Below are 24,910 nucleotides of genomic sequence, written 5' to 3' on the forward strand. Positions count from 1 at the left end.
ATCATGCAGAAGGTTGCCAGCGGTACTTGCCGAGCTCGTCATTGAGCGGCGTCTGGGCGAACACATTAGCAAAGTTGCACAGGGTTGCGAGGCTCACACCCAGAATCACCTCAAGGGCATTGCCCTCGCTGAAACCGGCTGCGCGGAAGGCCTGGTAAGTGGGTTCGCTGACATTGCCACGGGTGGCGATCACTTCGCGGGCGAACGCAGCCAGGGTTTCATAACGGGCATCGGGCAGCTCGCCACGGGCACGCAGGGCATCGACCACCTCCTGCGGCAGCTTGGCCTTGTTCAGGGCCACAGCCGTGTGGCCGGCCACGCAGAAGTCACAGCCATGCTGGGTGGCTGCAATCAACTGCACCACTTCACGCTCGGCCAGGCTCAGTTCGGATTTGCCGTTGAGTGCCGAAACGGTCACGTAGGTTTCCAGTGCCGCCGGGGCATTGGCCAGCACGCCCAGCAGGTTGGGGATGAAGCCGGAATTCTTCTGGGCGTTCTCGAGGAACGGACGAGCCGCTTCCGGGGCGCTCTGCAGCGTGTGTAAAGTAATGCGCGAGGACATGGAGTGGTCTCCTTTTGATGGGTGTCACTACAGTCTGTTGGTTATAAGAACTACCCTCCATATTCATCAGTCGCCTTTCCTTGCTCTTGAGTCTTTGCATTAGATGATTTCGTCCAGCCACCTTGTCGATTGGTTATTAGAGGGCCTGGAGCTCGATGCCAGCCTGTTCCATGTTGGCCGCTATTGCGGCGGCTGGCACGCCAGCACCGAAGGCATGGGCCGGGCCAGCTTCCACCTGGTGGTGCAAGGGCATTGCTGGCTGCACATCGATGGCCAGCCCGAGGCACTGCGCCTGGAGGCCGGCGATGCAGTGTTCCTGCTGCGCGATCTCGGCTATCGCCTGGCCAGCGACCAGGACCCGGCCAGTGCTTGCGCCCAGCCGCGCCAACACATGCAGGCCTTGGACGCCGAAGCGGTCGATGGCGTGGGGTTGGTATGTGGTTTCTTCCATTTCAGGCCGGGCTTGTCGGCGCTGATCGTCGAGGGCTTGGCTGACTGGATATTGCTGCGCGCCGATGAACCGGCCGGGCATGCGGCGCGGGCGTTGTTCGAGCTGATCCTGGAGGAATGCCGGCGCGCCGCCGGGCCGTCACAGACGCTGCTGGAGCGGCTGACGCACTTGTTGTTCCTGTATGTGCTGCGCCAGCAGGTGCATGCCGGGCAATCGCTGGGCGGGCTGGTCGCCCTCGCCCGGCAACCGGCGTTTGCCGGGTTGCTGGAGCAGTTGATCGAGCAACCAGGGCAAGCATGGACATTGGAAAGCATGGCCGCCTGCACCGGGTTGTCGCGGTCGGCATTTTTCAAGCGTTTCAATGAGCTGGCGGGGCAGTCGCCGGGGCAAGTACTGCTGGCGTTGCGCATGCGCCATGCCAGCCAGTTGCTGCGGGCGGGGCATACCGTGGAGCAGGTGGGGGCGCAGGCGGGGTATCAATCGGTGGCGGCGTTTACCCGGGCGTTTGCCAAGGCGATGGGGGTACAGCCGGGGGCGTATCGGCGAGAGCATGAGGGGCGTTAGCCTGGACTGGCCTCTTCGCGGGTAAACCCGCTCCCACAGGTACCCCACAAGTTTCAGAGATTGTGATGCCCCTGTGGGAGCGGGTTTACCCGCGAAGAGGCCGGTGCAGGCAACAGATTCAGACCTGACTGACTGGAATATCCCCTGCCCCTTTGCCCTCCCGCCGCTCACCCATCCAGGCATTGACCTTCTGCCCGAATTCGGCCGGCGCCTTGCGCCCGAACCGCCGCGCCAGGTCAAGAATGGTCTGCTGCGCCAAGGCCTCTTCCATGCGCTTCTGCGCACCCAGCATCACCGCGTGGATCGCGCAGGTGCCCTCGGTTGCCCAACCTGGGGGCGAACCCTCGAACAGGCTGCAACGCTCGCGAACTTCGCGGCAGTCGAAGATCTTCTTCGGCCCGTCGATGGCATTGACGATATCCAGCACGGTGATTTCATCCGACGGCCGCGCCAGCCTGAAGCCACCACGCACGCCTTCGGTGGCGGCCACCAGACCGGCACGGGCCAGCTTGGTGAATACCTTGGCCAGGTACTCCTGAGGTACACCCTGCAGCTCCGCCAGGTCGCGCACGCTGGACTCACGCGAGTCGCCCCGCTCGTCCACCAGGAACAGCAGGCAATGGATACCGTATTCGACGCCAGCACTGTAGAGCGACATATCTATCTCCGACCAATCTTGTCGCAAATGATACGCCTGTAGTACCTGCGCCGCAAAGCTCGCAGCTGCCGCCGGTCGGCCTGCTTTTTTCATTCGTCCCAGTAAATACGGCTATTTCGGCCAGGAAACGGTGGTGCGCAATGTCGCCTGCGTGCAAAAAAAACTTGCACGCAATAACTACGACAAATACAGTCGTAGTTATTCGAGTGGCACACAACTCGCCCTCGAAGCCCTCTTCGAACCTTGCGGAGCACCCTCATGAAATCGAACATCCTCATCATCGGTGCCGGCTTTGCCGGTGTATGGAGCGCCCTGAGCGCCGCGCGCCTGCTCGACCAGGCCCAACGTGCCGACATCAGCATCAGTGTCCTCGCTCCGCAGCCTGAACTGCGCATTCGCCCGCGCTTCTACGAGGCCGATGTGCACGGCATGAAGGCCCCGCTGGGCGAGCTGTTCGAAGCCGTGGGCATTTACTTCATCCCAGGCAACGCCGACAGCATCGATACCGAAGGGCGCAGCGTCAGCTACACCGACACCCAGGGGCACCAGCAACAGATCGCCTACGACCGTCTGATCCTTGCCGCGGGCAGCCAGGTCGCGCGACCGGCAGTGCCTGGCTTGTCCGAACATGCATTCGATGTCGACCAGATGGAATCGGCCATGCGCCTGGAACAGCACCTGGTCGGCCTGGCCGCCCTGCCCGCTTCGCCTGCACGCAATACTGTGGTGGTCTGCGGTGGTGGCTTCACAGGTATTGAAACCGCCACGGAAATGCCTGCCCGCCTGCGTGCCATCCTCGGCGCCAGTGCGGCGCTGCGGGTGGTGGTGGTCGACCGTGGTGCGCAAATTGGTGCGGCGCTGGGCGCGGGTATCACGCCGTCGATCATCGCCGCCTGCGAGCAGGCCGGGGTCGAGTGGAAGGCCGGGGCTTCGGTGGTGGCTGTCGATGCCGGTGGCGTTACCCTGGACAACGGCGACCATATCGCCAGCAACACCGTGATCTGGACTGTTGGCGTGAAGGCCAGCCCGCTGACTGCACAGGTTGCCGGCGAACGCGACAACTTCGGCCGTCTGAAAGTGGACAGTCACCTGAAGGTGCTGGGCCAGGAGCATGTGTACGCCACGGGTGACACCGCCTGGGCCGCGGTGGACGAGCTGGGCAACCACGCCCTGATGACCTGCCAGCACGCCATCCCCATGGGGCGCCACTCCGGCAACAACGCCGCAGCCGACCTGCTCGGCCTGCAGCCGGTGGTGTACCGCCAGCCCAAGTACGTCACCTGCCTGGACCTGGGCGAATGGGGCGCGACGTTCAGCGAGGGTTGGGAGCGCGAACTGAAGCTGCACGGCCAGGAAGGCAAGGACCTCAAACGCCAGATCAACTCGGTGTGGATCTACCCGCCGGCGGCTGACCGAGCCCTGGCACTGGCCGCTGCCGACCCACTGATCGCGATCGTCTGACCGCAGCAAGGCGTGAGCTGAAATAGCCGGGGCCGCGTTGCGGCCCATTCGCAGCACAAGGCTGCTCCTACAGGCAACGCGATTGCTTTGCAGGAGCAGCCTTGTGCTGCGAATGGGCTGCAACGCAGCCCCTTTTACAGCAACGCCAATCTATCAGTCACTGGCACTCACAACCCGCCCCGCCTTCCCGGCAGCCGTGCCCCGAGTCGCCAGGCAGTAGTACAGCGGCACCGTCACCAGCAAGCCGAACAGCCACGACAGGTCAGCCCCTTCGACGATATTGGAATACGGCCCCACATACAGCGACGTATTGGCAAACGGCAACTGCACCAGGATGCCGCAGGCATAGGCAATGATCGCGTGGTGGTTGAAGCGGCCATAGATGCCCCCGTCGGCGCTGAAGATCGAAGCGATGTCGTACTGGCCCTTCTTGATCAGGTAGAAGTCGATCAGGTTGATCGATGCCCACGGCACCAGCACCAGCAGCAGCGCCAGGATCAAGCCGATGAACTGGCCGATGAAGTCCGCCGAGGCATTCAGCGCGACCATGCCGCAGCCCACCAGAATCACCGTAGCCAGCACCACCCGTACCTTGATGCTCGGCGTCCAATCGGCGATGAAGGTCTGGATTGCAGTCACGATCGACAGCACGGCGCCATACAGGTTGAGGGCGTTGTGGCTGATGATGTTGAGCAGGAACAGCACCATCAGGATCGGGCCCAACCAGCCGGTGGCCTGCTTGACCGCGTCCATCGCATCGGTACCTTCCGGCACGCACAGCACTGCCACCGCACCAAAGCTGAAGCACAGGATGGTCCCCAGGGTAGCGCCGAAGTAGGTGGCCCAGAACGGCTTGGCAATGCCCACTTCGCGCGGCAGGTAGCGCGAGTAGTCGGAGGTGTACGGCGAGAAGCTTATCTGCCAGATGGTGCCCAGCGACACGGTGGCGATGAAGCCCGACAGGTTGAACGCGCCACGGCTGAAGAAGTCGGCCGGCAGTTCCTGGGCGAACATCATGATGAAGCCGGCCAGCAGCGCCGAACCCATCACCCAGGTACCGATACGGTTGAGGATGTGGATGAAACGATAGCCGATCACGCCAATGGCGGTGGCACTCAGCGCACCGATCACGATCGCACCCGGCATCGGCACGCTCGGGGTGATGCCGTGGATGGTCTTGCCCGCCAGGACGATGTTGGAAATGAAGAAACCGACATAGATCAGCGCGGTGAAGAACACGATCAGCAAGGCGCCGTAGCGGCCGAACTGGCCACGGCTCTGCACCATCTGTGGAATGCCCAGCTGCGGTCCCTGCGCAGAAGCAAGGGCAATGACCACGCCCCCTAAAAGATGGCCCAGCACGATGGCGACCAGCCCCCATAACAGGTTCAGGTGGAACACCTGGACCACCATGGCGCCGGTGACGATGGGCAGTGGCGCGATGTTGGTACTGAACCAGAGGGTGAACAGGTCGCGCGCCTTCCCGTGGCGCTCGGCAGGTGGAACGTAATCGACCGTGTGATTCTCGACAAACTGGTGTTGCGACGACGGTTGGGACATAGGATTCAGCTCGAAAGGTCGTTTTTATCTTTGTAAGGAAACCGCATCTAGGCGGCCTCTCAGCTGAAGACCATATTATGGTATTCCAAACTTTTGACAACACTGATCCGTAGGAAAAAACACCCACTGATCCGCTCGCACAACCTCTGCGGCAAACCGCCTTACCGCTCAAACCCACGGCATACAAGGGCTTGAGCCGTTCATCGCGCAATACCCTCGCTTGAAAATTCCGCTTGCAAAATAGGTATTACGGTATACCATCAGACACATCAACGATAAAAACCGCGGACCACCGCAGCCCTACAGAGGTACACCAGATGATCGACGCAACCGTCTACAAGCATGTCCTGGGCTCCTTCCCGTCCGGCGTTACCGTCATCACCACCCTGGACGACGATGGCTCGGTCGTCGGCCTGACCGCCAGCGCCTTCTCCTCCCTGTCGATGGACCCGCCGCTGGTGCTGTTCTGCCCCAACTACACCTCCGACTCCTACCCTGTGCTGATCAGGCAGAAGCGCTTTGCCATTCATCTGTTGTCCGGTGAACAGCAGGCAGAAGCCTATGCGTTCGCCAAGAAGGGCAAGGACAAGGCCAGTGGCATCGAGTGGTCCCTGAGCGAACTGGGCAACCCGATCCTGGCCGGTGCCACCGCGGTCATCGAATGCGAATTGTGGCGCGAATACGAAGGTGGCGACCACGCCATCATGGTCGGCAAGGTACACAACCTGATCGTCCCTGAAGAGGCGCCACGGCCGATGGTGTACTGCCGCGGCAAGATGGCCAGCCTGCCGGCCTTTGCCTGAAACCTGTACTGAATCGAGACCGCTGGTGCCAACCCTGCCAGGCGCCAGCCCCTTTCAAGCGTTGAGGAAAGCCCCATGAAATTTTCGTTGTTCGTGCACATGGAACGTTGGGATGAACAGGTCAGCCACCGCCAGCTGTTCGAAGACCTGACCGAACTGACCCTGATGGCCGAGAACGGCGGTTTCAGCACCGTGTGGATCGGCGAACACCACGCCATGGAGTACACCATTTCGCCAAGCCCGATGCCGTTGCTGGCGTACCTGGCTGCGCGCACCGACAAGATCCGCCTGGGCGCCGGCACCATCATCGCGCCGTTCTGGAACCCGATCCGCGTGGCGGGCGAATGCGCCCTGCTCGACGTGATCAGCAAGGGCCGCATGGAAGTGGGCCTGGCGCGTGGCGCCTACCAGTTCGAGTTCGACCGCATGGCAGGTGGCATGCCGGCTACCGACGGCGGCAAGGCACTGCGCGAAATGGTGCCGGTTGTGCGCAAGCTGTGGGAAGGCGACTACGCCCATGACGGCGAAGTGTACAAGTTCCCCACGTCCACCAGCGTACCGAAGCCGTTCAACGCCACCCCACCGATGTGGATCGCTGCCCGCGACCCGGACTCGCACAACTTCGCCGTGGCCAATGGCTGCAACGTCATGGTCACCCCGCTGATGAAGGGTGACGAGGAAGTGCTGGACCTGAAGAACAAATTCCAGGCCGCACTGGACAACAACCCTGGCGTGCCACGCCCGCAACTGATGGTGCTGCGCCACACCCACGTGCACAGCCCGGCCGAGCCGGAAGGCTGGAAAGTCGGCGCCCAGGCCATCTCGCGCTTCTACCGCACCTTCGATGCATGGTTCGGCAACAAGACCACCCCGGTCAACGGTTTCCTGGAGCCGAGCCCGGAGTCGAAGTTCGCCGAAGTGCCGGCGTTCGAGCTGGAGAACATCCGCAAGAACACCATGATCGGCACGCCAGAAGAGATCATCGCGCGTATCAAGTACTACCAGGAACTCGGCGTCGACGAGTTCAGCTTCTGGTGCGACAACAGCCTGCCCCACGCCGAGAAGAAGAAATCGCTGGAGCTGTTCATCAAGGAAGTGGTGCCGGCGTTCGCCTGAATTCCCATTGCCTGAAACATTGCGGGACGCGCCCGCTCCCGTGGGCCCCGTGGCCCGCGTGAGCGGGCTTTTTTTTGAAGCCTGCACCGGCCTCTTCGCGGGCTTGCCCGCTCCCACAGGGACAGCACAGGCCATGAATGCCGTGCGATCCCTGTGGGAGCGGGCAAGCCCGCGAAGAGGCCAGTACAGAAACCGCAGGAATCAAGGCATCAGGCCACCTTTCGTCCCCTCGCAAGAGAAATTTCCAGCCACCTCTTGCACAACAAATATTATGGTATACCATCAGACAACAAGAGCTGATAACCCTCACCAGGAGCCACCCATGAGTTTCGAAATCCGCAAGATCGTCACCTACTCCGAAGAGACCCGCATCGAAGGCGGCAAGGCCACCGACAAGCCGGTGACCATGGTCGGCCTGGCCGTCGTGATCAAGAACCCATGGGCTGGTCGCGGTTTTGTTGAGGATCTGAAGCCGGAAATCCGTGCCAACTGCTCGGACCTGGGTGCCCTGATGGTCGAGCGCCTGACGGCTGCCATCGGCGGCGCCGACAAGATCGAAGCCTACGGCAAGGCCGCAGTCGTCGGCGCCGACGGCGAAATCGAACACGCCTCGGCGGTGATCCACACCCTGCGCTTTGGCAACCACTACCGCGAAGCGGTACAGGCCAAGAGCTACCTGAGCTTCACCAACAAGCGCGGCGGCCCGGGCACCTCGATCCAGATCCCGATGATGCAGAAGGACGACGAAGGCCTGCGTTCGCACTACATCACCCTGGAAATGCAGATCGAAGATGCCCCGCGTGCCGATGAAATCGTCGTGGTCCTGGGCGCCTCCGACGGCGGCCGCCTGCACCCGCGCATCGGTAACCGCTATATCGACCTGGAAGAACTGGCCGCCGAAAAAGCCAACGCTCAATAACAACAACCAAGACGGGCCGGGGCGTGGCGTGCTTACCCGCCGCGCCCGACCTTCAAGGAGCGCCCTCCATGATTCAGCCTGTCGCTGAACGCACACCCGCCGGCACCAGCTACCTGTCCGTCGGCCAGGGTCAACCCGTGGTACTGATCCACGGCGTGGGCCTGAACAAGGAAATGTGGGGTGGTCAGATCGTGGGCCTGGCCAACGACTACCGCGTCATCACCTACGACATGCTCGGCCACGGCCAGAGCGCGCTGCCGGCCGCCGACATCGGCCTGGAAGGCTACGCCGACCAACTCGCCGAACTGCTCGACCACCTGCAGATTCAACAAGCCACCGTGATCGGCTTCTCCATGGGCGGCCTGGTCGCCCGGGCATTTGCCCTCAACTACCCGCAGCGCCTGGCTGCACTGGTCGTGCTCAACAGCGTGTTCAACCGCACCCCCGAGCAGAGTGCCGGCGTCATCGCCCGCGCCGCCCAGGCTGCACAGCTTGGCCCCGACGCCAACGTCGACGCCGCGCTCGACCGCTGGTTCAGCCGAGAATACAAGGCTGCCAACCCGGCGCAGGTCGCTGCCATTCGCCAGGTGCTGGCGAGCAACGACCCGCAGGGCTACCACACCACTTATTCGCTGTTCGCCACCCAGGACATGTACCGCGCCGCCGACCTGGCCAGTATCCAGGTGCCGACGCTGATCGCCACCGGCGAACTCGACTCGGGATCCACCCCGGCCATGACCCGCCAGCTCGCCGCCAGCATTCCTGGCGCGCATAGCGTGGTCCTCGCCGAGCAACGGCATATGATGCCGGTGGAAGCACCGCGTGAAGTCAACAAGATGCTGCTGGACTTCCTCGCGCAAGCCCGCACCCTCACCGAATCCGCCAAGGGGATTGTTGCATGACCCTCGTTCGTTTCCAGATGTGCATCGACGGCCAATGGCGCGATGCCCAGAGCGGCAAGACCTTCGACAGCCTCAACCCGGCCACCGCCCAGGCCTGGGCGCAACTGCCCGACGCCGACGAGGCCGATGTGGAGCTGGCCGTGCAGGCCGCCCAGCGTGCCTTCGACAGCAAGGAGTGGCGCAGCATCACCGCCACCGCGCGCGGCAAGCTGCTGCGTCGCCTGGGTGACCTGATTGCCGAAAACAAGGAACACCTGGCCCAACTGGAAAGCCGTGACAACGGCAAGCTGATCCGCGAAACCCGCGGCCAGGTCGGCTACCTGCCAGAGTTCTTCCACTACACCGCAGGCCTTGCCGACAAGCTTGAAGGCGGCACCCTGCCGCTGGACAAGCCCGACCTGTTCGCCTACACCGTGCACGAGCCGATCGGCGTGGTGGCCGGGATCATCCCGTGGAACAGCCCGCTGTACCTCACTGCGATCAAGCTGGCCCCGGCCCTGGCCGCCGGCAATACCATCGTGCTCAAGCCGTCCGAGCACGCCTCGGCGACCATCCTCGAGCTGGCCCGCCTGGTCCTCGAAGCCGGCTTCCCGCCAGGCGTGGTCAACGTGGTCACCGGCTACGGCCCCAGCACCGGCGCGGCGCTGACCCGCCACCCGCTGGTGCGCAAGATTGCCTTTACCGGCGGCGCCGCCACCGCCCGCCACGTGGTGCGCAGCAGCGCCGAGAACTTCGCCAAGCTGTCGCTGGAGCTGGGCGGCAAGTCGCCGAACATCATCTTCGCCGACGCCGACCTGGACAGCGCCATCAACGGCGCCGTGGCCGGCATTTATGCCGCCTCCGGGCAAAGCTGCGTGGCAGGCTCGCGCCTGCTGGTGCAGGACGAGATCTTCGACGAATTCGTCGAACGCCTGATCGCCCGCGCCAAGCGCATCCGCATCGGCAACCCGCAGGACGACGCCAGCGAAATGGGCCCCATGGCCACCGCGCAGCAGCTGGCCGTGGTCGAAGGCCTGGTTGCCGCTGCCAAGGCCGAAGGCGCCAAGCTGCACATGGGCGGCAAACGTGCCGAGGTCGAGGGTGACGGCTGGTTCTACGAGCCGACCCTGTTCGAGTGTGACAGCAACTCGATGACCATCATGCAGGAAGAGGTGTTCGGCCCGGTTGCTGCGGTAATCCGCTTCAAGACCGAGGAAGAGGCCCTGGCCATCGCCAACGACTCGCAGTTCGGCCTGGCCGCCGGCATCTGGACCCGCGACCTGGGCCGTGCCCACCGCCTGGCCCGCGACGTGCGTTCGGGGATCATCTGGGTCAACACCTACCGTGCCGTGTCGGCCATGGCGCCGATCGGCGGCTTCAAGAACAGCGGCTACGGCCGTGAGAGCGGCATCGATTCGGTGCTGGCCTATACCGAGCTGAAGACGGTGTGGATCAACCTGTCCACCGCGCCGATGCCCGACCCGTTTGTGATGCGCTAAGAGGTAGCACAAGATGATCGAACCAGGCATCTACAAAGACGTGATGGGCTCCTTCCCATCCGGCGTCACGGTGGTCACCACCCTCGACGCCGACGGCGGCATCGTCGGCATCACTGCCAGCGCGTTCAGCGCGCTGTCGATCGACCCGGCGCTGGTGCTGTTCTGCCCCAACTACGCCTCCGACACCTACCCCATCCTGCGTGACAGCAAGCAGTTCGCGATTCACCTGCTGTCTGCCGACCAGACCGCCGAGGCCTATGCCTTCGCCGGCAAGGGCAAGGACAAGGCCAAAGGCATCGACTGGCACCTGAGCGAGCTGGGCAACCCGCTGCTGGCCAAGGCCACGGCGATCATCGAGTGCGAACTGTGGCGCGAGTACGACGGCGGTGACCACGCGATCATCGTCGGCGCGGTGAAGAACCTGGTGCTGCCGGCCGAGCCGGTGACGCCAATGGTCTACCACAAGGGCAAGCTGGGCGCCCTGCCGCCCCTGGGCTGACCTTGAGATCGCCGGGGCTGCCGTGCAGCCCATCGCCGGCAAGCCAGCTCCCACAGGGATTCCACAGGCCTGTGGCCCTGCGCTGTATCTGTGGGAGCTGGCTTGCCGGCGATGGGCCGCACAGCGGCCCCTGTTTCACCCTTTTTTAGGGGCCGCGTTATCGTCTCACCCTCGGTTGCGTCCCCTGTTTTATTCCGGAGTACTGCACATGAGTAATGAAAAGTACGAAAAAGGCCTGCAGATCCGCACCCAAGTGCTGGGCGAGGACTACGTCAACCGCTCGATCCAGAACGCCGACGACTTCACCAGGCCATTGCAGGAGCTGGTCACCGAATACTGCTGGGGCCACGTCTGGGGCCGCGAAGGCTTGTCGCTCAAAGAGCGCAGCATGATAAACTTGGCCATGATTTCCGCGCTCAACCGGCCCCACGAGCTCAAGCTGCACATTCGCGGCGCCTTGCGTAATGGCCTGAGCCGTGAACAGATTCGCGAGATCCTGCTCCAGGTCGGCATTTATTGCGGCGTGCCCGCGGCGGTGGACAGTTTCCGCCTGGCCCGCGAAGCGTTCGCTGAAGCCGATGCGGAGTCAACCCGTTAACACCGGGCTGTTCGAACCCACGCAAGGAGCACCCAAGGTTCGTGGTGCTGTTGCGGTTGCGGCCGGGCAGCCTCTTTAAGAGCGCACTTGATGAAACGCCAGCCACTCGACGACAGCTTCAAGGTCAACCGCAACCCCGTTACCCTGCGCGAAATCGTGCTCGACAAGCTGCGCGCCGCGATCATGAACTTCCACCTGCTGCCAGGCGACCGCCTGGTCGAGCGCGACCTCTGCGACCGCCTCGGCGTCAGCCGCACCTCGGTGCGTGAAGCCCTGCGCCACCTGGAATCCGAAGGCCTGGTGGAATTCGCCGACGCCAAGGGCCCGCGCGTGGCCATCATCACCCTGGAAGACGCCCGCGACATCTACGAGCTGCGCTGCGTGCTCGAAGGCCTGATCGTGCAGCTGTTCACCCTCAACGCCAAGGCCAAGGACATCCGCGCCCTGGAACGGGCGCTGGAGGTCAACCGCGAAGCCCTCGAAGAAGGCGAACTGCAACAGGTGCTGGACTCGGTACAAGGTTTCTACGATGTGCTGCTGGAAGGCTCCGGCAACCAGGTGGCGGCCCAGCAGCTACGCCAGTTGCAGGCGCGCATCAGCTACCTGCGTGCCACCTCGGTGTCGCAGGAGAACCGCCGCGGCGCCAGCAACCGCGAAATGGAAAAGATCGTCGAGGCGATCAAGAGCGGCGACCCGCTGGTAGCCCATCAGGCCTCGGTCGACCACGTCCGCGCCGCCGCCAAGGTGGCCCTGGACTACCTGCGCCAGAAGCAGGATGACAACGTCAAGGTGCGCGAGATGGTCGAGCCCCTGGCCTTGAAGGACCCACGCATTTAAGCCACCCACAGGCCAGCGATCATGCCCAACGCCCCGCGCTACTGCCCGCACTGCACCACGGAACTGGCCCGGGGCGTTCCCACAGGCGACACCCACGAACGCCTGCACTGCACAGGCTGCGGCTACATCCACTACATCAACCCGAAGATCATCGCCGGCTGCATCATCGAGCGTGATGGCAAGTACCTGCTGTGCCAGCGCGCCATCCCCCCGCGCCCCGGCACCTGGACCTTGCCGGCCGGGTTCATGGAGGCCGGCGAAACCACCGAGCAGGCAGCCCTGCGCGAGGTCTGGGAAGAAAGCGGCGTACGCGCCGAGATCGTCTCGCCGTACTCGATCTTCAGCGTGCCGAAGATCAGCGAGGTCTACATCATCTTCCGCGCCATCGCCACCGAGGAAACCGGGCAGTACGGGACGGAAACGCTGGCGTACAGGTTTTTCGAGCCGGACGAGATCCCGTGGGACGAAATCTACTACCCGGCAATCCGGCAGATTCTCGAGCGTTATATCCTCGAGCGGCAGGCCGGGGTTTATGGCATCTACATGGGCAATGACGACACTGGCAAGGTGCACTTCATTCGCTAGCCTGGGCCGGCCCTATCGCCGGCAAGCCAGCTCCCACCTGGACCGCATCGACTTCAAGTCATGTGCAGTCCTGTGGGAGCTGGCTTGCCGGCGATAGGGCCGGTACAGCCACCAAAAATTCTCGCCAAACGTCTATTCTGGATGCACCCTTAAGGCCTTACGCAAAAGGACCAGCAGAGCACATGGCAAAATGGCTAGACGGCGGCGGGCTGATGGCCGAGCGCATCCGCAACCACGATTGGGCTGCCACCCCGCTGGGCCCGCTGGAGCATTGGCCCGACCCGCTGAAAACCAGCCTGACTCTGTGCCTGGCCTCACGCTTCCCGCAAGCCGTGCTCTGGGGCCCTGACCTGCTCACCCTGCACAACGACGCTTTCTCGCAGATCCTCGGGCAAAAGCCCTCAGCCCTGGGTATCCCCTTCCGCGCCGTGTGGCAGGAGGCCTGGGCCGAAATCGGCCACTTGGCCAACCGTGCTCTGGCTGGCGAGGCGGTGTACATAGAAGACTTCCCGCTCGTCATCGACCGCAACGGTGGCCCCGAAAAGGCCTATTTCACCTTCTGCTACAGCCCCATCCGCGACCACGACGGCAAGGTGCTGGGCATGCTGGATACCGTTACCGAAACCACCACCAGCGTGCTTGCCAACCAGCGCCTGAACTTTCTCGACAACCTGGGCCGCGCCGTGGCCGACTCTACCGACCCGGACCAGATCCTTGCCACTACCACGCGCATGCTGGTCGAGCACCTGCAACTGTCGAGTTGCGCCTATGCGGTGATGGAACCAGACGAAGACGGTTTCACCATCTGCGGTGACTCCGTGGCGCCCGGCTCGCCGCATCTGTTGGGCCGCTATCGGTTGCAGGATTTCGGCACGCTGGCGCTCGGACGCCTGCGCAGTGGCCTGCCGTTGGTCATCCAGGACAACCTGAGCGAGTTGCCCCCGCAGGAAGCTGCCACCTTCCAGGCCATCGGCATTACTGCGACCATTTGCATGCCCCTGATCAAAGGCGGCCGGCTGACTGCGCTGATGGCCATTCACGACAAGGCGCCACGGGAGTGGACCCACTACGAACAGGCGCTGATCAGCGAAGTCACAGAGCGCTCCTGGGCGCACATCCAGCGGGTACAGGCCCACGCCGAAGTCCGCGAAGCCATGGCGGCACTGGAGGCGCTGAATGCCACCCTCGAACAGCGCGTGGAAGAACGCACCAGCCAGCTGCTGCACACAGAAGCCGTGCTGCGCCAGGCCCAAAAGCTCGAAGCCATCGGCCAACTCACAGGCGGCGTGGCCCATGATTTCAACAACCTGCTGACCATCATTCGCTCGTCGCTGCATTTTCTGCAGCGCCCCAACCTCGACGCACAGCGCCGCGAGCGCTACCTCAAGACCATGTCCGACACCGTCGACCGCGGTACCAGGCTGACCGGCCAGTTGCTGGCCTTCGCCCGTCGCCAGGCCTTGAGCCCGCAAGTGTTCGAGGCCGGACCAAGGCTGGAGGCCATGGCCGACATGCTCGACACGGCCACTGGTGCGCGGATCCAGGTCGAGCTGGAGTTGCCGCAGGCACCTTGCCATATCCGCGCCGACCTCAACCAGCTGGAAACCGCAGTGATCAACCTGATGCTCAACGGCCGCGATGCCATGGCCGGCGAAGGCACCTTGCAGCTGCGCCTGCAGGCCGACCAGCGCCTGCCCGCCCTGCGCGGCCAGGCGCCACAGCCGGGCCCGTTCGCCGCGATCTCGGTGAGCGACAGCGGTGTCGGCATTGCCACCGAACTGCTGGAGCGCATCTTCGACCCGTTCTTCACCACCAAGGCGCCGGGCGAAGGCACCGGGCTCGGGCTGTCGCAGGTGTTCGGTTTTGCCAGGCAGTCCGGGGGCGATGTGCAGGTGAACAGCGTCCTGGGCCAGGGCACCACGTTTACCCTGTACCTGCCCCAGGAGCCACCGCCTGAGGCGTGACGGTCAACGGGTTCACTGCCAGGCCTGAGCCATGCGGGGTACTTGTGGGAGCTGGCTTGCCGGCGATGAGGCCAGTGAATTCAACCTATTTGACCGGCTATCAAACCCAGGGCCACCGTGATCATCGCCACCCCCGACACCCGGCCAACCAGCTTCGCCGCCCCCGGCCGGGTGCTCAGCACGGCTTTGGCGCCATAACCGACCAGCGAGTAGATCACCAGCGAGCTGCACAGGTGGACCAGGCCCAGCAGCAAGATCTGCAACGGCACCGGCCAGCTCGACTGCGGGTCTGTGAACTGCGGCAACAGGGCCAGGAACAGCAGGAACACTTTCGGGTTCAGGCCACTGACGCAAAACCCTTTCAACGCCCAGCGGGAACCCGACTCCCCCGCACCATCCTGCCCGGCCGCCGGCAATGCGGGGCTCAGCAGCAGGTTGCCACCCAGCCACAGCAGGTAGCTGCACCCCGCCAGCGTCAGCAAGGTGAGCGCCAGCGGGTGGCCGGCCAGCAGGCTACCGACCCCGGCCGCCACCACCAGGGTCGCGAGGAAATGCCCCGACAGCATTCCCGCCACCGCAGGCATCACCCAGCGCCCGCGCATGCCGGCCGAAATGGCGTAGGCCCAGTCCGCGCCCGGGGTAATCACGAACAGCATCGACACGGCCCAGAACGCCGTCAGAACACTGAGAGCCACTTGAATCTTCCTTTTTCCACTGCTTTGGGATGTCGAAAGATTACGGATTCCGCCGAGGGATTTTCTTTCGTATATTCCCCAACAGCCCTCAATTGCTGGAAGATTCTTCTTGATGGACAGGACTGATCGAAAAATTCTTGCCGAGCTGCAAAAGGACGGTCGGCTATCTGTGACCGAGTTGGCCGACCGTGTGGGGCTGAGCCTGTCGCCCTGCCATCGGCGCTTGAAGGCGCTGGAGGAATCCGGGGCGATTCTTGGCTATCACGCCCGCTTGGCGCCGAGCGCCCTGGGGCTGAACTTTGCCGCGCTGGTGTTCGTGACCTTGCGCGAAGTCACTCGTCAGCCGGTAGCGGACTTTGAAGCGGCGCTGGCCGAGATCCCGCAGATCGTCGAGGCGCAGCGGCTGTTTGGCGACCCGGATTACCTGCTGCATGTGGTGGCCAAGGATTTGCCGGCGTTCCAGAAACTGTATGACGAGCAGCTGACCAGCATTCCCAATGTGAAGCGCTTGAGTTCGACGCTGGTGATGAAAGAGGTGATTCAGGATCGGTTGTTGCCGATGTAGCGTTGTTGCCAGTGCCGGCCATTTCGCGGGTGAACCCGCTCCCACCTCGGCCGCATTGATTTCAAGTCATGCGCAGTACCTGTGGGAGCGGGTTCACCCGCGATAGGGCCGGCACTGGCAACCTTTTTATCTGCCCTGAAAACGTGCACGGCGCCCCACCAAAGCACACCACCTCTCGCCTCCACAAGGTCCGAACCCCGCTAGCCCAAGCCCTCCCGCTCCCTGGCACCCTCCTTGCTATCGTCCTCCGCTTGACCTTTTGTCAGCCTTAGGTTTTTTAAGGTTTATGGGCACATATTTACTAATTTCTCGTTATCCCCGCGCCCCGCATCATCGCTCCAACAAGAACGCGTCGCCCTTCGCCGGCACGCCCCCGGGCAGCTCCCGATGCCCTACCTTGCCTTGGAGTCAGTCATGACCAGTGCAGCCAATTCGGCACCCCTCATAGAAAAACACACGATCGGCTACGTGCCCCCGCAAGACCGCCATGGAAAGGTAAGGGATCTGTTCACACTGTGGTTCGGCGGCAACATCGCGCCGCTGCCCATCGTCACCGGTGCACTGGGTGTGCAACTGTTCCACCTGAACCTGGTGTGGGGCATCGTCGCCATCCTGGTCGGCCACCTGGTTGGTGGTGTACTGATGGCGCTGCACTCGGCCCAGGGCCCGCAGATGGGCATCCCGCAGATGATCCAGAGCCGCGCCCAGTTCGGCTCGCTCGGCGCGCTGCTGGTGGTGGTGATCGCCGGGGTCATGTACATCGGCTTCTTCGCCTCCAACATCGTCCTCGCCGGCAAGTCGCTGCACGGCGTGGTCGATGCCGTGCCGGTACCGGTGGGCATCGTCATCGGTGCACTGGGCTCGGGCATCATCGGCATCATCGGCTACCGCTTCATCCACGTGCTCAACCGCATCGGCACCTGGGTGCTGGGTATCGGCATCGTGGTCGGTTTCGGCTACATCTTCAGCCACGTGCAAAGCGACGACTTTCTCACCCGCGGCGGCTTCAACCTGGCCGGCTGGCTGGCCACCGTGTCGCTGGCGGCGCTGTGGCAGATCGCCTTTGCGCCCTACGTGTCGGACTACTCGCGCTACCTGCCGGCGGACGTGAAGGTCAGCTCGACGTTCTGGACTACCTACCTGGGCTCGGCCCTGGGTTCGAGCCTGTCGTTCATCTTCGGCGCCGTGGCGGTGCTGGCGATCCCGGCCGGCATGGACACCATGGACGCGGTCAAGCTGGCCACCGGCACCCTCGGCCCGATCATGCTGGTGCTGTTCCTGCTCAGCGTGATCAGCCACAACGCCCTCAACCTGTATGGCGCCGTGCTGTCGATCATCACCCTGGTGCAAACCTTCGCCCACCGCTGGATCCCCACCGCCAAGAGCCGCGCCGTGCTGTCGCTGGTAGTGCTGACGGCCTGCTGCGTGGTGGCGGTGTTCGCCTCGGCGGACTTCATCGGCCACTTCGTCGACATGGTGCTGGTGCTGCTGGTGGTGCTGGTGCCGTGGACAGCGATCAACCTGATCGACTTCTATGCCATCCACAAGGGTGACTACGATATCCAGTCGATCTTCCAGGTCGATGGCGGCATCTACGGGCGCTACAACCCGCAGGCGCTGATTGCCTATGCCGTGGGCATCGTGGTGCAGATCCCGTTCATGAACACGCCGCTGTATGTCGGGCCGATTTCCGAACATATCAACGGAGCGGACCTGTCGTGGCTGGTGGGGTTGGCCGTTACTTCGCCGCTGTACTGGTGGCTGGCCAGCCGTGACAGCGCCTACCGTCGCCGTCAGATGAGCGCCAAGGTGGCCATGGGGCATTGATTCAAACTGTACCGGCCTGTTCGCGGGTGAACCCGCTCCCACAGTGATATCGCACGTCTCAGGATCTGTGATTCCCCTGTGGGAGGGGGTTTACCCGCGAACAGGCCGGTACAGGCAACACATCAGTCAGAGGTTGTAGGCCCGCTCATTGTGCTCCGCAAGGTCCAGCCCCTGTTCTTCCTCTTCCCGGCTGGCCCGCAGCCCGATGGTCAGCTCGATCGCCCCCAGAATCGCCCAACTCACTACAAAGCAATACACGAAGGTGAACGCCACCCCCTTAAACTGCACCAATGCCTGCCCGACGGGTGACGCACCCTCCACATAACCGCCCAACGAAGGCGCGGCAAAGACCCCGGTAAGGATCGCGCCGACCATTCCGCCCACGCCATGCAGGCCGAACACATCCAGGCTGTCGTCGTAGCCCAGCGCCTGCTTCAACCGGGTCACGGCAAAGAAACAGATGGCCCCGGTCAACAGCCCGATCACCAGCGCGCCCAGCGGCCCGACAAATGCACAGGCCGGGGTAATCCCGACCAACCCTGCCAAAGCCCCTGAAGCTGCACCCAAGGCCGTCGGCCGACCATGCGCCACCTTCTCGGTCAGCAACCAGCCGACAATCCCCGCACAGGCCGCCACCATGGTCGCCAGCATCACCACCCCCGCCGCCTGGTTGGCCGCCAGCCCCGAGCCGACGTTGAAGCCGAACCAGCCCACCCACAGCAGCCCGGCGCCCACCAGGGTGAAACCGAGGTTGTGCGGCGGCATGGCCACCTGCGGGTAGCCCTTGCGCTTGCCCAGCATCAAGGCCGCAGCCAGCGCTGCCACACCGGAGTTGATATGCACGGCGGTACCACCGGCAAAGTCCAGCACGCCCCAGTCGACCAACAATGCCCCCGGCCCGCCCCAGACCATATGCGCGATCGGCGCATACACCAGCACGAACCAGGCGGCCATGAACAGCAATGAAGCACTGAACTTCATGCGCTCGGCAAAACCACCGGCAATCAGCGCCGGGGTGATGATGGCGAAGGTCAGCTGGAACACCGCGAACACGCCTTCGGGGATGCTACCGACCAGGCTGTCATGGCCGATGTCCAGCATCAGCGCCTTGTCCAGCCCGCCGATGAAACTGTTGACGGTCAACTGCCCCTCGACCATGCCGGTGGTGTCTACCACCAGGCTATAGCCGAACAGCACCCAGAGAATGCCGATCACCCCGGCAACGGCGAACAGCTGGGTGAACACCGAGAGGAAGTTCTTGGCCCGCACCATGCCACCGTAGAACAGTGCCAGGCCCGGGATGCACATCATCAGCACGAACATCGCAGCGCAGATCATCCAGGCGGTGTTGCCGGTGTCCAGGGTGGGATCGGCGGCGTGGGCCCGGGTGGTCAGGGCCAACAACATTACAGCGAGGGTGAGGTGCTTCATGGAGTCACTCCTGTGTGAATGGTGGGGGTGCCCTTGGGCTGCCTTGCAGCCCATCGCGACACAAGGCCGCTCCTGCAGGGGGCCGCGCAGGCACAGAGACGCGGTCCCCTGCAGGAGCGGCCTTGTGCCGCGAATGGGCCGCAAAGCGGCCCCAATTACCGATAACTCAGTACCGCGCCTGCCCCGGCACCCAGGCAGTCCCCGCCAAAGGCACTCGCGCCATCGCCGCAGCCTCCACGGTCAACGCCACCAGGTCCTCCGGGTCGAGGTTGTGCAAGTGCGACTTGCCACACGCCCGCGCCATGGTCTGCGCCTCCAGCACCAGCACCCGCAGGTAGTTGGCCAGACGGCGCCCGGCCTCCTCCGGGTTCAGGCGCCCGGCCAGTTCCGGGTCCTGGGTGGTAATGCCGGCCGGGTCGCGGCCATTTTGCCAGTCGTCATAGAAACCGGCCGCCGAGCCGATCTTCTTCAGTTCGGCATCCAGCCGCGGGTGGTTGTCACCCAGCGCGATCAACGCCGCAGTGCCAATGGCCACCGCATCAGCCCCGAGGGCCATGGCCTTGGCCACGTCGGCACCATTGCGAATACCACCGGAGACGATCAGCTGCACCTTGCGGTGCATGCCCATTTCCTGCAGCGCCTGCACTGCCTGTGGAATGGCCGGCAAGATGGGGATGCCAACGTGCTCGATGAACACTTCCTGAGTCGCGGCGGTACCGCCCTGCATGCCGTCGAGCACGATCACATCGGCACCGGCCTTCACCGCCAGCTTTACGTCGTAGTACGGGCGGCTGGCGCCGATCTTCACGTAGATGGGTTTTTCCCAGTCGGTGATCTCGCGGATCTCGGCAATCTTGATCGCCAGGTCATCCGGGCCGGTCCAGTCCGGGTGGCGGCAGGCGCTGCGTTGGTCGACGCCGATCGGCAAGGTGCGCATGCCGGCCACGCGCTCGGTCACCTTCATGCCCAGCAGCATGCCGCCACCGCCCGGCTTGGCACCCTGGCCGAGGACGATCTCGATGGCATCGGCCTTGCGCAGGTCATCGGGGTTCATGCCGTAGCGCGACGGCAGGTACTGGTACACCAGGTGTTGCGACTGGCCGCGCTCTTCCGGCGTCATGCCGCCGTCGCCCGTGGTGGTGCTGGTGCCGGCGATGGTCGCACCACGGCCAAGCGCCTCTTTGGCGTTGGCCGACAGCGCGCCGAAGCTCATGCCGGCGATGGTCACCGGTATCTTCAGGTGGATCGGCTTCTTGGCGAAGCGGGTGCCCAGCAACACATCGGTGCCGCACTTCTCGCGGTAGCCTTCCAGCGGGTAGCGCGACACGCTGGCACCGAGCAGCAGCAGGTCGTCGAAGTGCGGCACGCGGCGCTTGGTGCCACCACCGCGGATGTCGTAGATGCCGGTTTCGGCAGCACGCTGGATTTCCTGGATGGTCAGGCGATCGAAGGTGGCCGACTCACGCAGTACCGGGGGGAATTGCTCGCTCATGGGAATGCTCCTGAATCAGTACGCGCTGGCGTTGTCGACTTTGAAGTTGTACAGCTGGCGAGCCGAGCCGTAGCGTTTGAAATCGGCAGCCTTGTGGTCCAGGCCGGCCTTGTTCAGCAGTTCCTGCAGCTCTTGCAAGTGCTCGGCGCGCATCTCTTTCTCGATGCAGTCCGAGCCCAGCGACTGCACCGCACCTTTGACGTAGATGCGCACTTCGTACAGCGAATCGCCCAGCGCATCGCCGGCATCGCCACACACCACCAAACGCCCCGCCTGGCCCATGAAGCAGCTCATGTGGCCGATGCTGCCGCCGACGACGATATCCACGCCCTTCATGGAAATACCGCAACGCGCGCCGGCGTCGCCCTCGATCACCAGCAGCCCGCCGTGGGCGGTGGCGCCGGCGGCCTGGGAGGCGCTGCCCTTGACCCGCACCGAGCCGGACATCATGTTCTCGGCCACGCCGACACCGACGTTGCCATGCACGGTGACGCTGGCCTGCTGGTTCATGCCGGCGCAGTAGTAGCCGGCGTGGCCTTCGATATCCACGGCCACTGCGGCGTTGATGCCCACGGCCAGGTTGTGCTTGCCGTCGGGGTGGGTCACCCGCCATTCGTGGTCCTGCACCTCACCGTGCAAGGACTGGTTGAGGACTCGCACCGAGGTGCTGGAAAGGTCGATCGTCTTCATGTGGTTCTCCAGTGGTTCGGTGGCAGGTCAGGCGCCTTCGCGTTCCCAGACGTACAGGGTGGCCGGGGTCGGTTCCCAGACCTTGGCGTTCTCGATGCCCGGCAGGCTGGCCAACGCCTGGTACTCCGAGGCCATGGCCACGTAGTCATCGGTCTCGGCCAGCACGGCGGGCTTGCAGGCGATCGGGTCGCGGATCACGGCAAAGCCATTGCGGGTGCCGATGGCGAAGGTGAAGAAGCCATCGAGGTCCTCAAGGGCGCCATCCAGGGCCTGGGCCAGGCTGTCGCCCTGCTGCAGGCGCCAGGTCAGGTAGCCGGCGGCCACTTCGGTGTCGTTGTCGGTCTCGAAGCAGATGCCTTCGCGCTTGAGCTCCTGGCGCAGGCGGAAGTGGTTGGACAGCGAACCGTTGTGCACCAGGCACAGGTCGGCGCCGGTGGAGAACGGGTGGCTGCCCTCCATGGTCACGGCGCTTTCGGTGGCCATGCGGGTATGGCCGATGATGTGGCTGCCTTTCATTCCGGCCAGGCCGAAGCGGCTGGAGATTTCCGCCGGCAGGCCCATGCCCTTGAGGATCTCGATGCTCTGTCCGGCGCTCATGATGCGCACGTCAGGGGCCAGTTCGCTCAGGGCATGGCGGGCCGACGCCTCGCCGGTGTGCACCTTGAGCACGGCGGCGCTGGCGTTCTGGAACCAGTCCAGCGAGCAGCCCAGGCGCCCTTCCAGCTGGCCCATCAGGGCCGCCCAGGGGTAGTTGATGTCAGTGGCCTGCAGGGTGAGCTTGACCCAGCCATCGGCCACCTCGTCGCCGTAGATGGCAAAACCGGCGCTGTCCGGGCCACGGTCGGTCATGGCTTCGAGCATGGGTTCGAAGAGCTTGCCGAGCTGGGCTTCCAGCTCGGGCTTTTTCAGGTACAGACCTACGATTCCACACATGGTGATGCTCCTTACAAGGCAGTGGGCGACCGTTTTCGTGCTGGCCGCCCAAGGGATTGGGGGCGGTCAGAAGAACTCGGTGTAACGCTGGATTTCCCAGTCGGAGACATGGCGGCAGTACTCCACCCACTCCATGCGCTTGAGCTTGATGAACTCGTCGACGATCTCGCCGCCCAGCACTTCGCGGAACAGCGGATCGGCCTCCAGGGCGTCGGCGGCTTCCTTCAACGACTGCGGCAAGGTCTTGATACCGCGTGCGGCAATCTCTTCCAGGCTCAGGTTGTAGAGGTTCTCGTTGCACATCTCGCCCGGCTCCAGCTGACGGTCGATGCCATCGAGGCCGGCGGCGATGATCGCGGCGGTGACCAGGTACGGGTTGCAGCCAGCGTCCGGCAGGCGGAACTCCAGGCGGCCATAGGGGATACGCACCATCGCCGAGCGGTTGTTGGCGCCGTAGGCGACAAACGCCGGGGCCCAGGTGGCGCCGGATAGCGAGCGGCCGACCACCAGGCGCTTGTACGAGTTGACCGTGGGCGCAGCGAAGGCGCACAGCGCCGGGCCATGGGCCAGCAGGCCCGCGGCAAAGTGGTAGGCCAGCTTCGACAGGCCCATGCCGCTGCTGTCGGACGGGTCATGGAACAGGTTCTTGTTGGTGCTGCTGGCCAGCGACAGGTGGAAGTGCATGCCATTGCCGGCGCGCTTGGGGTCGGGCTTGGGCATGAACGAGCAGATCATCCCCAGGTCGTTGGCGATCTCGCCGGCGGCCATGCGGAAGAAGGTGAAGCGGTCGGCCGACTCCATGGCGTCGCTGTAGGTGTAGTTGATCTCGAACTGGCCGTTGGCGTCCTCGTGGTCGATCTGGTAGATGTCGAAGCCCACCGGCTGCAACGCCTCGGTCAGCCGCTCGAGGAACAGCCGCGAGCGCGACAGGCCTTTGTAGTCGTAGCAGGGCTTGTCGAGGTTGTCGGAAGCGTCCACCAGTTGCAGCTTGCCCTCCTCGTCGCGGCGGAACAGGCTGAACTCGGGCTCAAGGCCGGTGTTCAGGGTCCAGCCTTTGTCAGCCAGGCGCTGCACCTGCTGCTGCAACACGTAGCGGCTGTCGTAGGGCCAGGGTTGGCCGTTCACGTGGCCTACACACACCACCCGGCCGTACCCCGGCTGCCAGGGTACCGGGATCAAGGTCGAAAGGTCGCCGCGGGCCATGAAATCGGGGCCGTGCGGTTCCATGCCCATGCCGCAGATGGCGAACCCGGCAAAGCCGGCGCCCTCCTCGGCCACCATCTTCAGGCCCGAGACCGGCACCGATTTGGTCTTCGCCGAGCCATGGATATCGACGAACTGCGCCAGCACGTACTTGATGCCGTGCTGATCGAGGGTGCGCTGGGTTTCTGCTGGCAACATGGGTTGGACACTCCTGAGCAAGGGGCAATGATTCCGCAAGAGAAACTTACTTTCCTCACAGGAATGCAATGCGCTTGCCAACTTCATTCAGGTGCAACCTTGTGTTGCCTGTTCGGGCCTCTTCGCGGGCTTGTGGCAGCGGGTTTACCCGCGAAGAGGCCGGCACCGACAACCCAAAACCAAGCAGATTTCCACGCTCCGTTTATGGGAAACTTGTTTTCACCCGAGGAAAGATGCGTCCACCGCAGCTGCCATTTCGCACTTTCCTAGTGCGAAAACATTATTCTTGAACTGAAACCGTGCAGGACATTCGATGCCAACCGAAACCGAACCGCGCCTTCGTCTGGAGCAGTACCTGGGCATGCAGATCAAGCGCCAGCGCCAGGCCCAGTCCCTCAAGCTCGCCGACGTGGCGCGCATCGCCGGCATCAGCCAAGGCATGCTGAGCAAGATCGAGAACGCCCAGGTGTCCACCAGCCTCGACACCCTCAGCCGCCTGTGCGACGTGCTGGGCATGCCGATGGCCAAGCTGTTCAGCCAATATGACCAGCCCGACGGTAATGCCTTGTTGGTGAAAGCCGGTGAAGGGCTGGAGGTGGTGCGCCGCGGTACCGAGAAAGGCCACACCTACCATTTGCTCAACCACGCCAGGGGGCCGAAGAAGAACTTCGAGGCGTACATGGTGACCATGGATGACGCCAGCGAAGAGTTCCCGACCTTCGCCCACCCCGGCACCGAGTTCCTCCACCTGCTGGAGGGTGAACTGGTGTACCGCCACGGCAACCAGCTCTATCACATGCAGGCGGGCGACAGCCTGACTTTCGACGGCGAGACCCCGCACGGCCCCGAGAAGCTGGTGCAGGTACCCATCCGCCTGTTGTCGATCATGAACTACGGCGACGAGTGACGCGGTGCAGCA

The 24,910-nt window shown here is 63.8% G+C and carries 24 protein-coding genes; 15 read left to right on the forward strand and 9 right to left on the reverse strand.

Annotated elements, in window-relative coordinates:
- Position 1: 1 nt before the first annotated feature.
- Positions 2–562: a carboxymuconolactone decarboxylase family protein gene (locus V3314_RS18330; RefSeq protein WP_085599111.1), complete on the reverse strand. Its 561-nt coding sequence runs from the start codon at positions 560–562 to the stop codon at positions 2–4.
- A gap of 103 nt (positions 563–665) precedes the next feature.
- Here V3314_RS18330 and V3314_RS18335 point away from each other — a divergent pair, with 103 nt between their 5' ends.
- Positions 666–1,577, forward strand: a complete 912-nt coding sequence (locus tag V3314_RS18335; protein WP_196183277.1) for an AraC family transcriptional regulator — start codon at positions 666–668, stop codon at positions 1,575–1,577.
- Positions 1,578–1,695: 118 nt separating this feature from the next.
- Here V3314_RS18335 and V3314_RS18340 read toward each other — a convergent pair whose 3' ends face one another.
- Positions 1,696–2,235 (reverse strand): Rrf2 family transcriptional regulator, encoded by a 540-nt coding sequence (locus V3314_RS18340; protein ID WP_003259245.1) that lies wholly within the window; start codon positions 2,233–2,235, stop codon positions 1,696–1,698.
- A 258-nt stretch (positions 2,236–2,493) separates the two neighbouring features.
- Here V3314_RS18340 and V3314_RS18345 point away from each other — a divergent pair, with 258 nt between their 5' ends.
- Complete coding sequence (locus tag V3314_RS18345; protein ID WP_338459451.1) at positions 2,494–3,696, forward strand: FAD-dependent oxidoreductase; 1,203 nt, start codon at positions 2,494–2,496, stop codon at positions 3,694–3,696.
- A gap of 153 nt (positions 3,697–3,849) precedes the next feature.
- On the opposite strand, the gene V3314_RS18350 is transcribed toward V3314_RS18345, so the two are convergent.
- Entirely contained in the window at positions 3,850–5,256 is a 1,407-nt protein-coding gene (locus V3314_RS18350; protein WP_046615472.1) for a cytosine permease, read from the reverse strand.
- A 317-nt stretch (positions 5,257–5,573) separates the two neighbouring features.
- On the opposite strand from V3314_RS18350, the gene V3314_RS18355 reads away from it, so the two are divergent.
- The 10 genes from V3314_RS18355 (at position 5,574) to V3314_RS18400 (ending at position 14,957) form a co-directional block, all read left to right on the forward strand.
- Positions 5,574–6,059, forward strand: coding sequence for a flavin reductase family protein (locus V3314_RS18355; protein WP_003259250.1), 486 nt, complete (start codon positions 5,574–5,576; stop codon positions 6,057–6,059).
- Between the two features lie 75 nt (positions 6,060–6,134).
- A complete protein-coding gene (locus V3314_RS18360; protein WP_046615473.1) occupies positions 6,135–7,175 on the forward strand; it encodes an LLM class flavin-dependent oxidoreductase in 1,041 nt (346 codons plus the stop codon).
- 322 nt (positions 7,176–7,497) lie between these two features.
- Entirely contained in the window at positions 7,498–8,094 is a 597-nt protein-coding gene (locus V3314_RS18365; protein ID WP_003258678.1) for an amino acid synthesis family protein, read from the forward strand.
- 68 nt (positions 8,095–8,162) lie between these two features.
- A complete protein-coding gene (locus V3314_RS18370; protein ID WP_046617261.1) occupies positions 8,163–8,996 on the forward strand; it encodes an alpha/beta fold hydrolase in 834 nt (277 codons plus the stop codon).
- Positions 8,993–10,474 carry an aldehyde dehydrogenase gene (locus V3314_RS18375; RefSeq protein WP_046617260.1) on the forward strand — a complete coding sequence of 494 codons (1,482 nt, stop codon included), beginning with the start codon at positions 8,993–8,995 and terminating at the stop codon, positions 10,472–10,474. Before V3314_RS18370 ends, V3314_RS18375 begins: the two co-directional genes overlap by 4 nt.
- A gap of 13 nt (positions 10,475–10,487) precedes the next feature.
- A complete protein-coding gene (locus V3314_RS18380) occupies positions 10,488–10,973 on the forward strand; it encodes a flavin reductase family protein (RefSeq protein ID WP_003258675.1) in 486 nt (161 codons plus the stop codon).
- Positions 10,974–11,181: 208 nt separating this feature from the next.
- Positions 11,182–11,571 (forward strand): carboxymuconolactone decarboxylase family protein, encoded by a 390-nt coding sequence (locus tag V3314_RS18385; RefSeq protein ID WP_046617259.1) that lies wholly within the window; start codon positions 11,182–11,184, stop codon positions 11,569–11,571.
- A gap of 90 nt (positions 11,572–11,661) precedes the next feature.
- On the forward strand, positions 11,662–12,408 hold the full coding sequence (locus V3314_RS18390) for a GntR family transcriptional regulator (protein ID WP_013973031.1): 747 nt from the start codon (positions 11,662–11,664) through the stop codon (positions 12,406–12,408).
- Between the two features lie 21 nt (positions 12,409–12,429).
- Complete coding sequence (locus V3314_RS18395; protein ID WP_024087306.1) at positions 12,430–12,993, forward strand: NUDIX hydrolase; 564 nt, start codon at positions 12,430–12,432, stop codon at positions 12,991–12,993.
- 182 nt (positions 12,994–13,175) lie between these two features.
- Entirely contained in the window at positions 13,176–14,957 is a 1,782-nt protein-coding gene (locus V3314_RS18400; protein ID WP_046615256.1) for an ATP-binding protein, read from the forward strand.
- Positions 14,958–15,037: 80 nt separating this feature from the next.
- Here V3314_RS18400 and V3314_RS18405 read toward each other — a convergent pair whose 3' ends face one another.
- Positions 15,038–15,652 carry a LysE family translocator gene (locus tag V3314_RS18405; RefSeq protein ID WP_085599129.1) on the reverse strand — a complete coding sequence of 205 codons (615 nt, stop codon included), beginning with the start codon at positions 15,650–15,652 and terminating at the stop codon, positions 15,038–15,040.
- Positions 15,653–15,764: 112 nt separating this feature from the next.
- Here V3314_RS18405 and V3314_RS18410 point away from each other — a divergent pair, with 112 nt between their 5' ends.
- Together V3314_RS18410 and V3314_RS18415 are read left to right on the forward strand one after the other, a co-directional pair.
- Complete coding sequence (locus tag V3314_RS18410; RefSeq protein ID WP_015270735.1) at positions 15,765–16,217, forward strand: Lrp/AsnC family transcriptional regulator; 453 nt, start codon at positions 15,765–15,767, stop codon at positions 16,215–16,217.
- 414 nt (positions 16,218–16,631) lie between these two features.
- Positions 16,632–18,044 (forward strand): cytosine permease, encoded by a 1,413-nt coding sequence (locus tag V3314_RS18415; RefSeq protein ID WP_025338785.1) that lies wholly within the window; start codon positions 16,632–16,634, stop codon positions 18,042–18,044.
- Between the two features lie 126 nt (positions 18,045–18,170).
- On the opposite strand, the gene V3314_RS18420 is transcribed toward V3314_RS18415, so the two are convergent.
- The 5 genes from V3314_RS18420 to glnT form a co-directional block, all read right to left on the reverse strand.
- Positions 18,171–19,475, reverse strand: coding sequence for an ammonium transporter (locus V3314_RS18420; protein ID WP_338459453.1), 1,305 nt, complete (start codon positions 19,473–19,475; stop codon positions 18,171–18,173).
- A gap of 166 nt (positions 19,476–19,641) precedes the next feature.
- Positions 19,642–20,967 (reverse strand): FMN-binding glutamate synthase family protein, encoded by a 1,326-nt coding sequence (locus V3314_RS18425; protein WP_085599135.1) that lies wholly within the window; start codon positions 20,965–20,967, stop codon positions 19,642–19,644.
- 15 nt (positions 20,968–20,982) lie between these two features.
- On the reverse strand, positions 20,983–21,657 hold the full coding sequence (locus V3314_RS18430; protein WP_025338783.1) for a protein glxC: 675 nt from the start codon (positions 21,655–21,657) through the stop codon (positions 20,983–20,985).
- Between the two features lie 27 nt (positions 21,658–21,684).
- Positions 21,685–22,590 (reverse strand): glutamine amidotransferase family protein, encoded by a 906-nt coding sequence (locus V3314_RS18435; RefSeq protein ID WP_085599139.1) that lies wholly within the window; start codon positions 22,588–22,590, stop codon positions 21,685–21,687.
- 66 nt (positions 22,591–22,656) lie between these two features.
- Positions 22,657–23,991 carry a type III glutamate--ammonia ligase gene (gene glnT, locus V3314_RS18440; RefSeq protein WP_046615251.1) on the reverse strand — a complete coding sequence of 445 codons (1,335 nt, stop codon included), beginning with the start codon at positions 23,989–23,991 and terminating at the stop codon, positions 22,657–22,659.
- Positions 23,992–24,304: 313 nt separating this feature from the next.
- On the opposite strand from glnT, the gene V3314_RS18445 reads away from it, so the two are divergent.
- Positions 24,305–24,898, forward strand: coding sequence for a helix-turn-helix domain-containing protein (locus tag V3314_RS18445; RefSeq protein ID WP_135002806.1), 594 nt, complete (start codon positions 24,305–24,307; stop codon positions 24,896–24,898).
- Positions 24,899–24,910 lie beyond the last annotated feature (12 nt).

This window comes from Pseudomonas sp. TE3-3-F2023 (assembly GCF_036784815.1).
Classification (GTDB): domain Bacteria; phylum Pseudomonadota; class Gammaproteobacteria; order Pseudomonadales; family Pseudomonadaceae; genus Aquipseudomonas; species Aquipseudomonas pudica.

What these genes read in the sequence shown, in the direction of transcription:
- V3314_RS18340 (WP_003259245.1), bottom strand. Translation starts at nt 2,235, where the DNA reads ATGTCGCTCTACAGTGCTGGCGTCGAATACGGTATCCATTGCCTGCTG.
- V3314_RS18375 (WP_046617260.1), top strand. Translation starts at nt 8,993, where the DNA reads ATGACCCTCGTTCGTTTCCAGATGTGCATCGACGGCCAATGGCGCGAT.
- V3314_RS18370 (WP_046617261.1), top strand. Translation starts at nt 8,163, where the DNA reads ATGATTCAGCCTGTCGCTGAACGCACACCCGCCGGCACCAGCTACCTG.
- V3314_RS18330 (WP_085599111.1), bottom strand. Translation starts at nt 562, where the DNA reads ATGTCCTCGCGCATTACTTTACACACGCTGCAGAGCGCCCCGGAAGCG.
- V3314_RS18400 (WP_046615256.1), top strand. Translation starts at nt 13,176, where the DNA reads ATGGCAAAATGGCTAGACGGCGGCGGGCTGATGGCCGAGCGCATCCGC.
- V3314_RS18395 (WP_024087306.1), top strand. Translation starts at nt 12,430, where the DNA reads ATGCCCAACGCCCCGCGCTACTGCCCGCACTGCACCACGGAACTGGCC.
- V3314_RS18390 (WP_013973031.1), top strand. Translation starts at nt 11,662, where the DNA reads ATGAAACGCCAGCCACTCGACGACAGCTTCAAGGTCAACCGCAACCCC.
- V3314_RS18345 (WP_338459451.1), top strand. Translation starts at nt 2,494, where the DNA reads ATGAAATCGAACATCCTCATCATCGGTGCCGGCTTTGCCGGTGTATGG.
- V3314_RS18385 (WP_046617259.1), top strand. Translation starts at nt 11,182, where the DNA reads ATGAGTAATGAAAAGTACGAAAAAGGCCTGCAGATCCGCACCCAAGTG.
- V3314_RS18425 (WP_085599135.1), bottom strand. Translation starts at nt 20,967, where the DNA reads ATGAGCGAGCAATTCCCCCCGGTACTGCGTGAGTCGGCCACCTTCGAT.
- V3314_RS18380 (WP_003258675.1), top strand. Translation starts at nt 10,488, where the DNA reads ATGATCGAACCAGGCATCTACAAAGACGTGATGGGCTCCTTCCCATCC.
- V3314_RS18335 (WP_196183277.1), top strand. Translation starts at nt 666, where the DNA reads ATGATTTCGTCCAGCCACCTTGTCGATTGGTTATTAGAGGGCCTGGAG.
- V3314_RS18360 (WP_046615473.1), top strand. Translation starts at nt 6,135, where the DNA reads ATGAAATTTTCGTTGTTCGTGCACATGGAACGTTGGGATGAACAGGTC.
- V3314_RS18420 (WP_338459453.1), bottom strand. Translation starts at nt 19,475, where the DNA reads ATGAAGCACCTCACCCTCGCTGTAATGTTGTTGGCCCTGACCACCCGG.
- V3314_RS18410 (WP_015270735.1), top strand. Translation starts at nt 15,765, where the DNA reads ATGGACAGGACTGATCGAAAAATTCTTGCCGAGCTGCAAAAGGACGGT.
- V3314_RS18445 (WP_135002806.1), top strand. Translation starts at nt 24,305, where the DNA reads ATGCCAACCGAAACCGAACCGCGCCTTCGTCTGGAGCAGTACCTGGGC.
- glnT (WP_046615251.1), bottom strand. Translation starts at nt 23,991, where the DNA reads ATGTTGCCAGCAGAAACCCAGCGCACCCTCGATCAGCACGGCATCAAG.
- V3314_RS18415 (WP_025338785.1), top strand. Translation starts at nt 16,632, where the DNA reads ATGACCAGTGCAGCCAATTCGGCACCCCTCATAGAAAAACACACGATC.
- V3314_RS18365 (WP_003258678.1), top strand. Translation starts at nt 7,498, where the DNA reads ATGAGTTTCGAAATCCGCAAGATCGTCACCTACTCCGAAGAGACCCGC.
- V3314_RS18350 (WP_046615472.1), bottom strand. Translation starts at nt 5,256, where the DNA reads ATGTCCCAACCGTCGTCGCAACACCAGTTTGTCGAGAATCACACGGTC.
- V3314_RS18430 (WP_025338783.1), bottom strand. Translation starts at nt 21,657, where the DNA reads ATGAAGACGATCGACCTTTCCAGCACCTCGGTGCGAGTCCTCAACCAG.
- V3314_RS18355 (WP_003259250.1), top strand. Translation starts at nt 5,574, where the DNA reads ATGATCGACGCAACCGTCTACAAGCATGTCCTGGGCTCCTTCCCGTCC.
- V3314_RS18435 (WP_085599139.1), bottom strand. Translation starts at nt 22,590, where the DNA reads ATGTGTGGAATCGTAGGTCTGTACCTGAAAAAGCCCGAGCTGGAAGCC.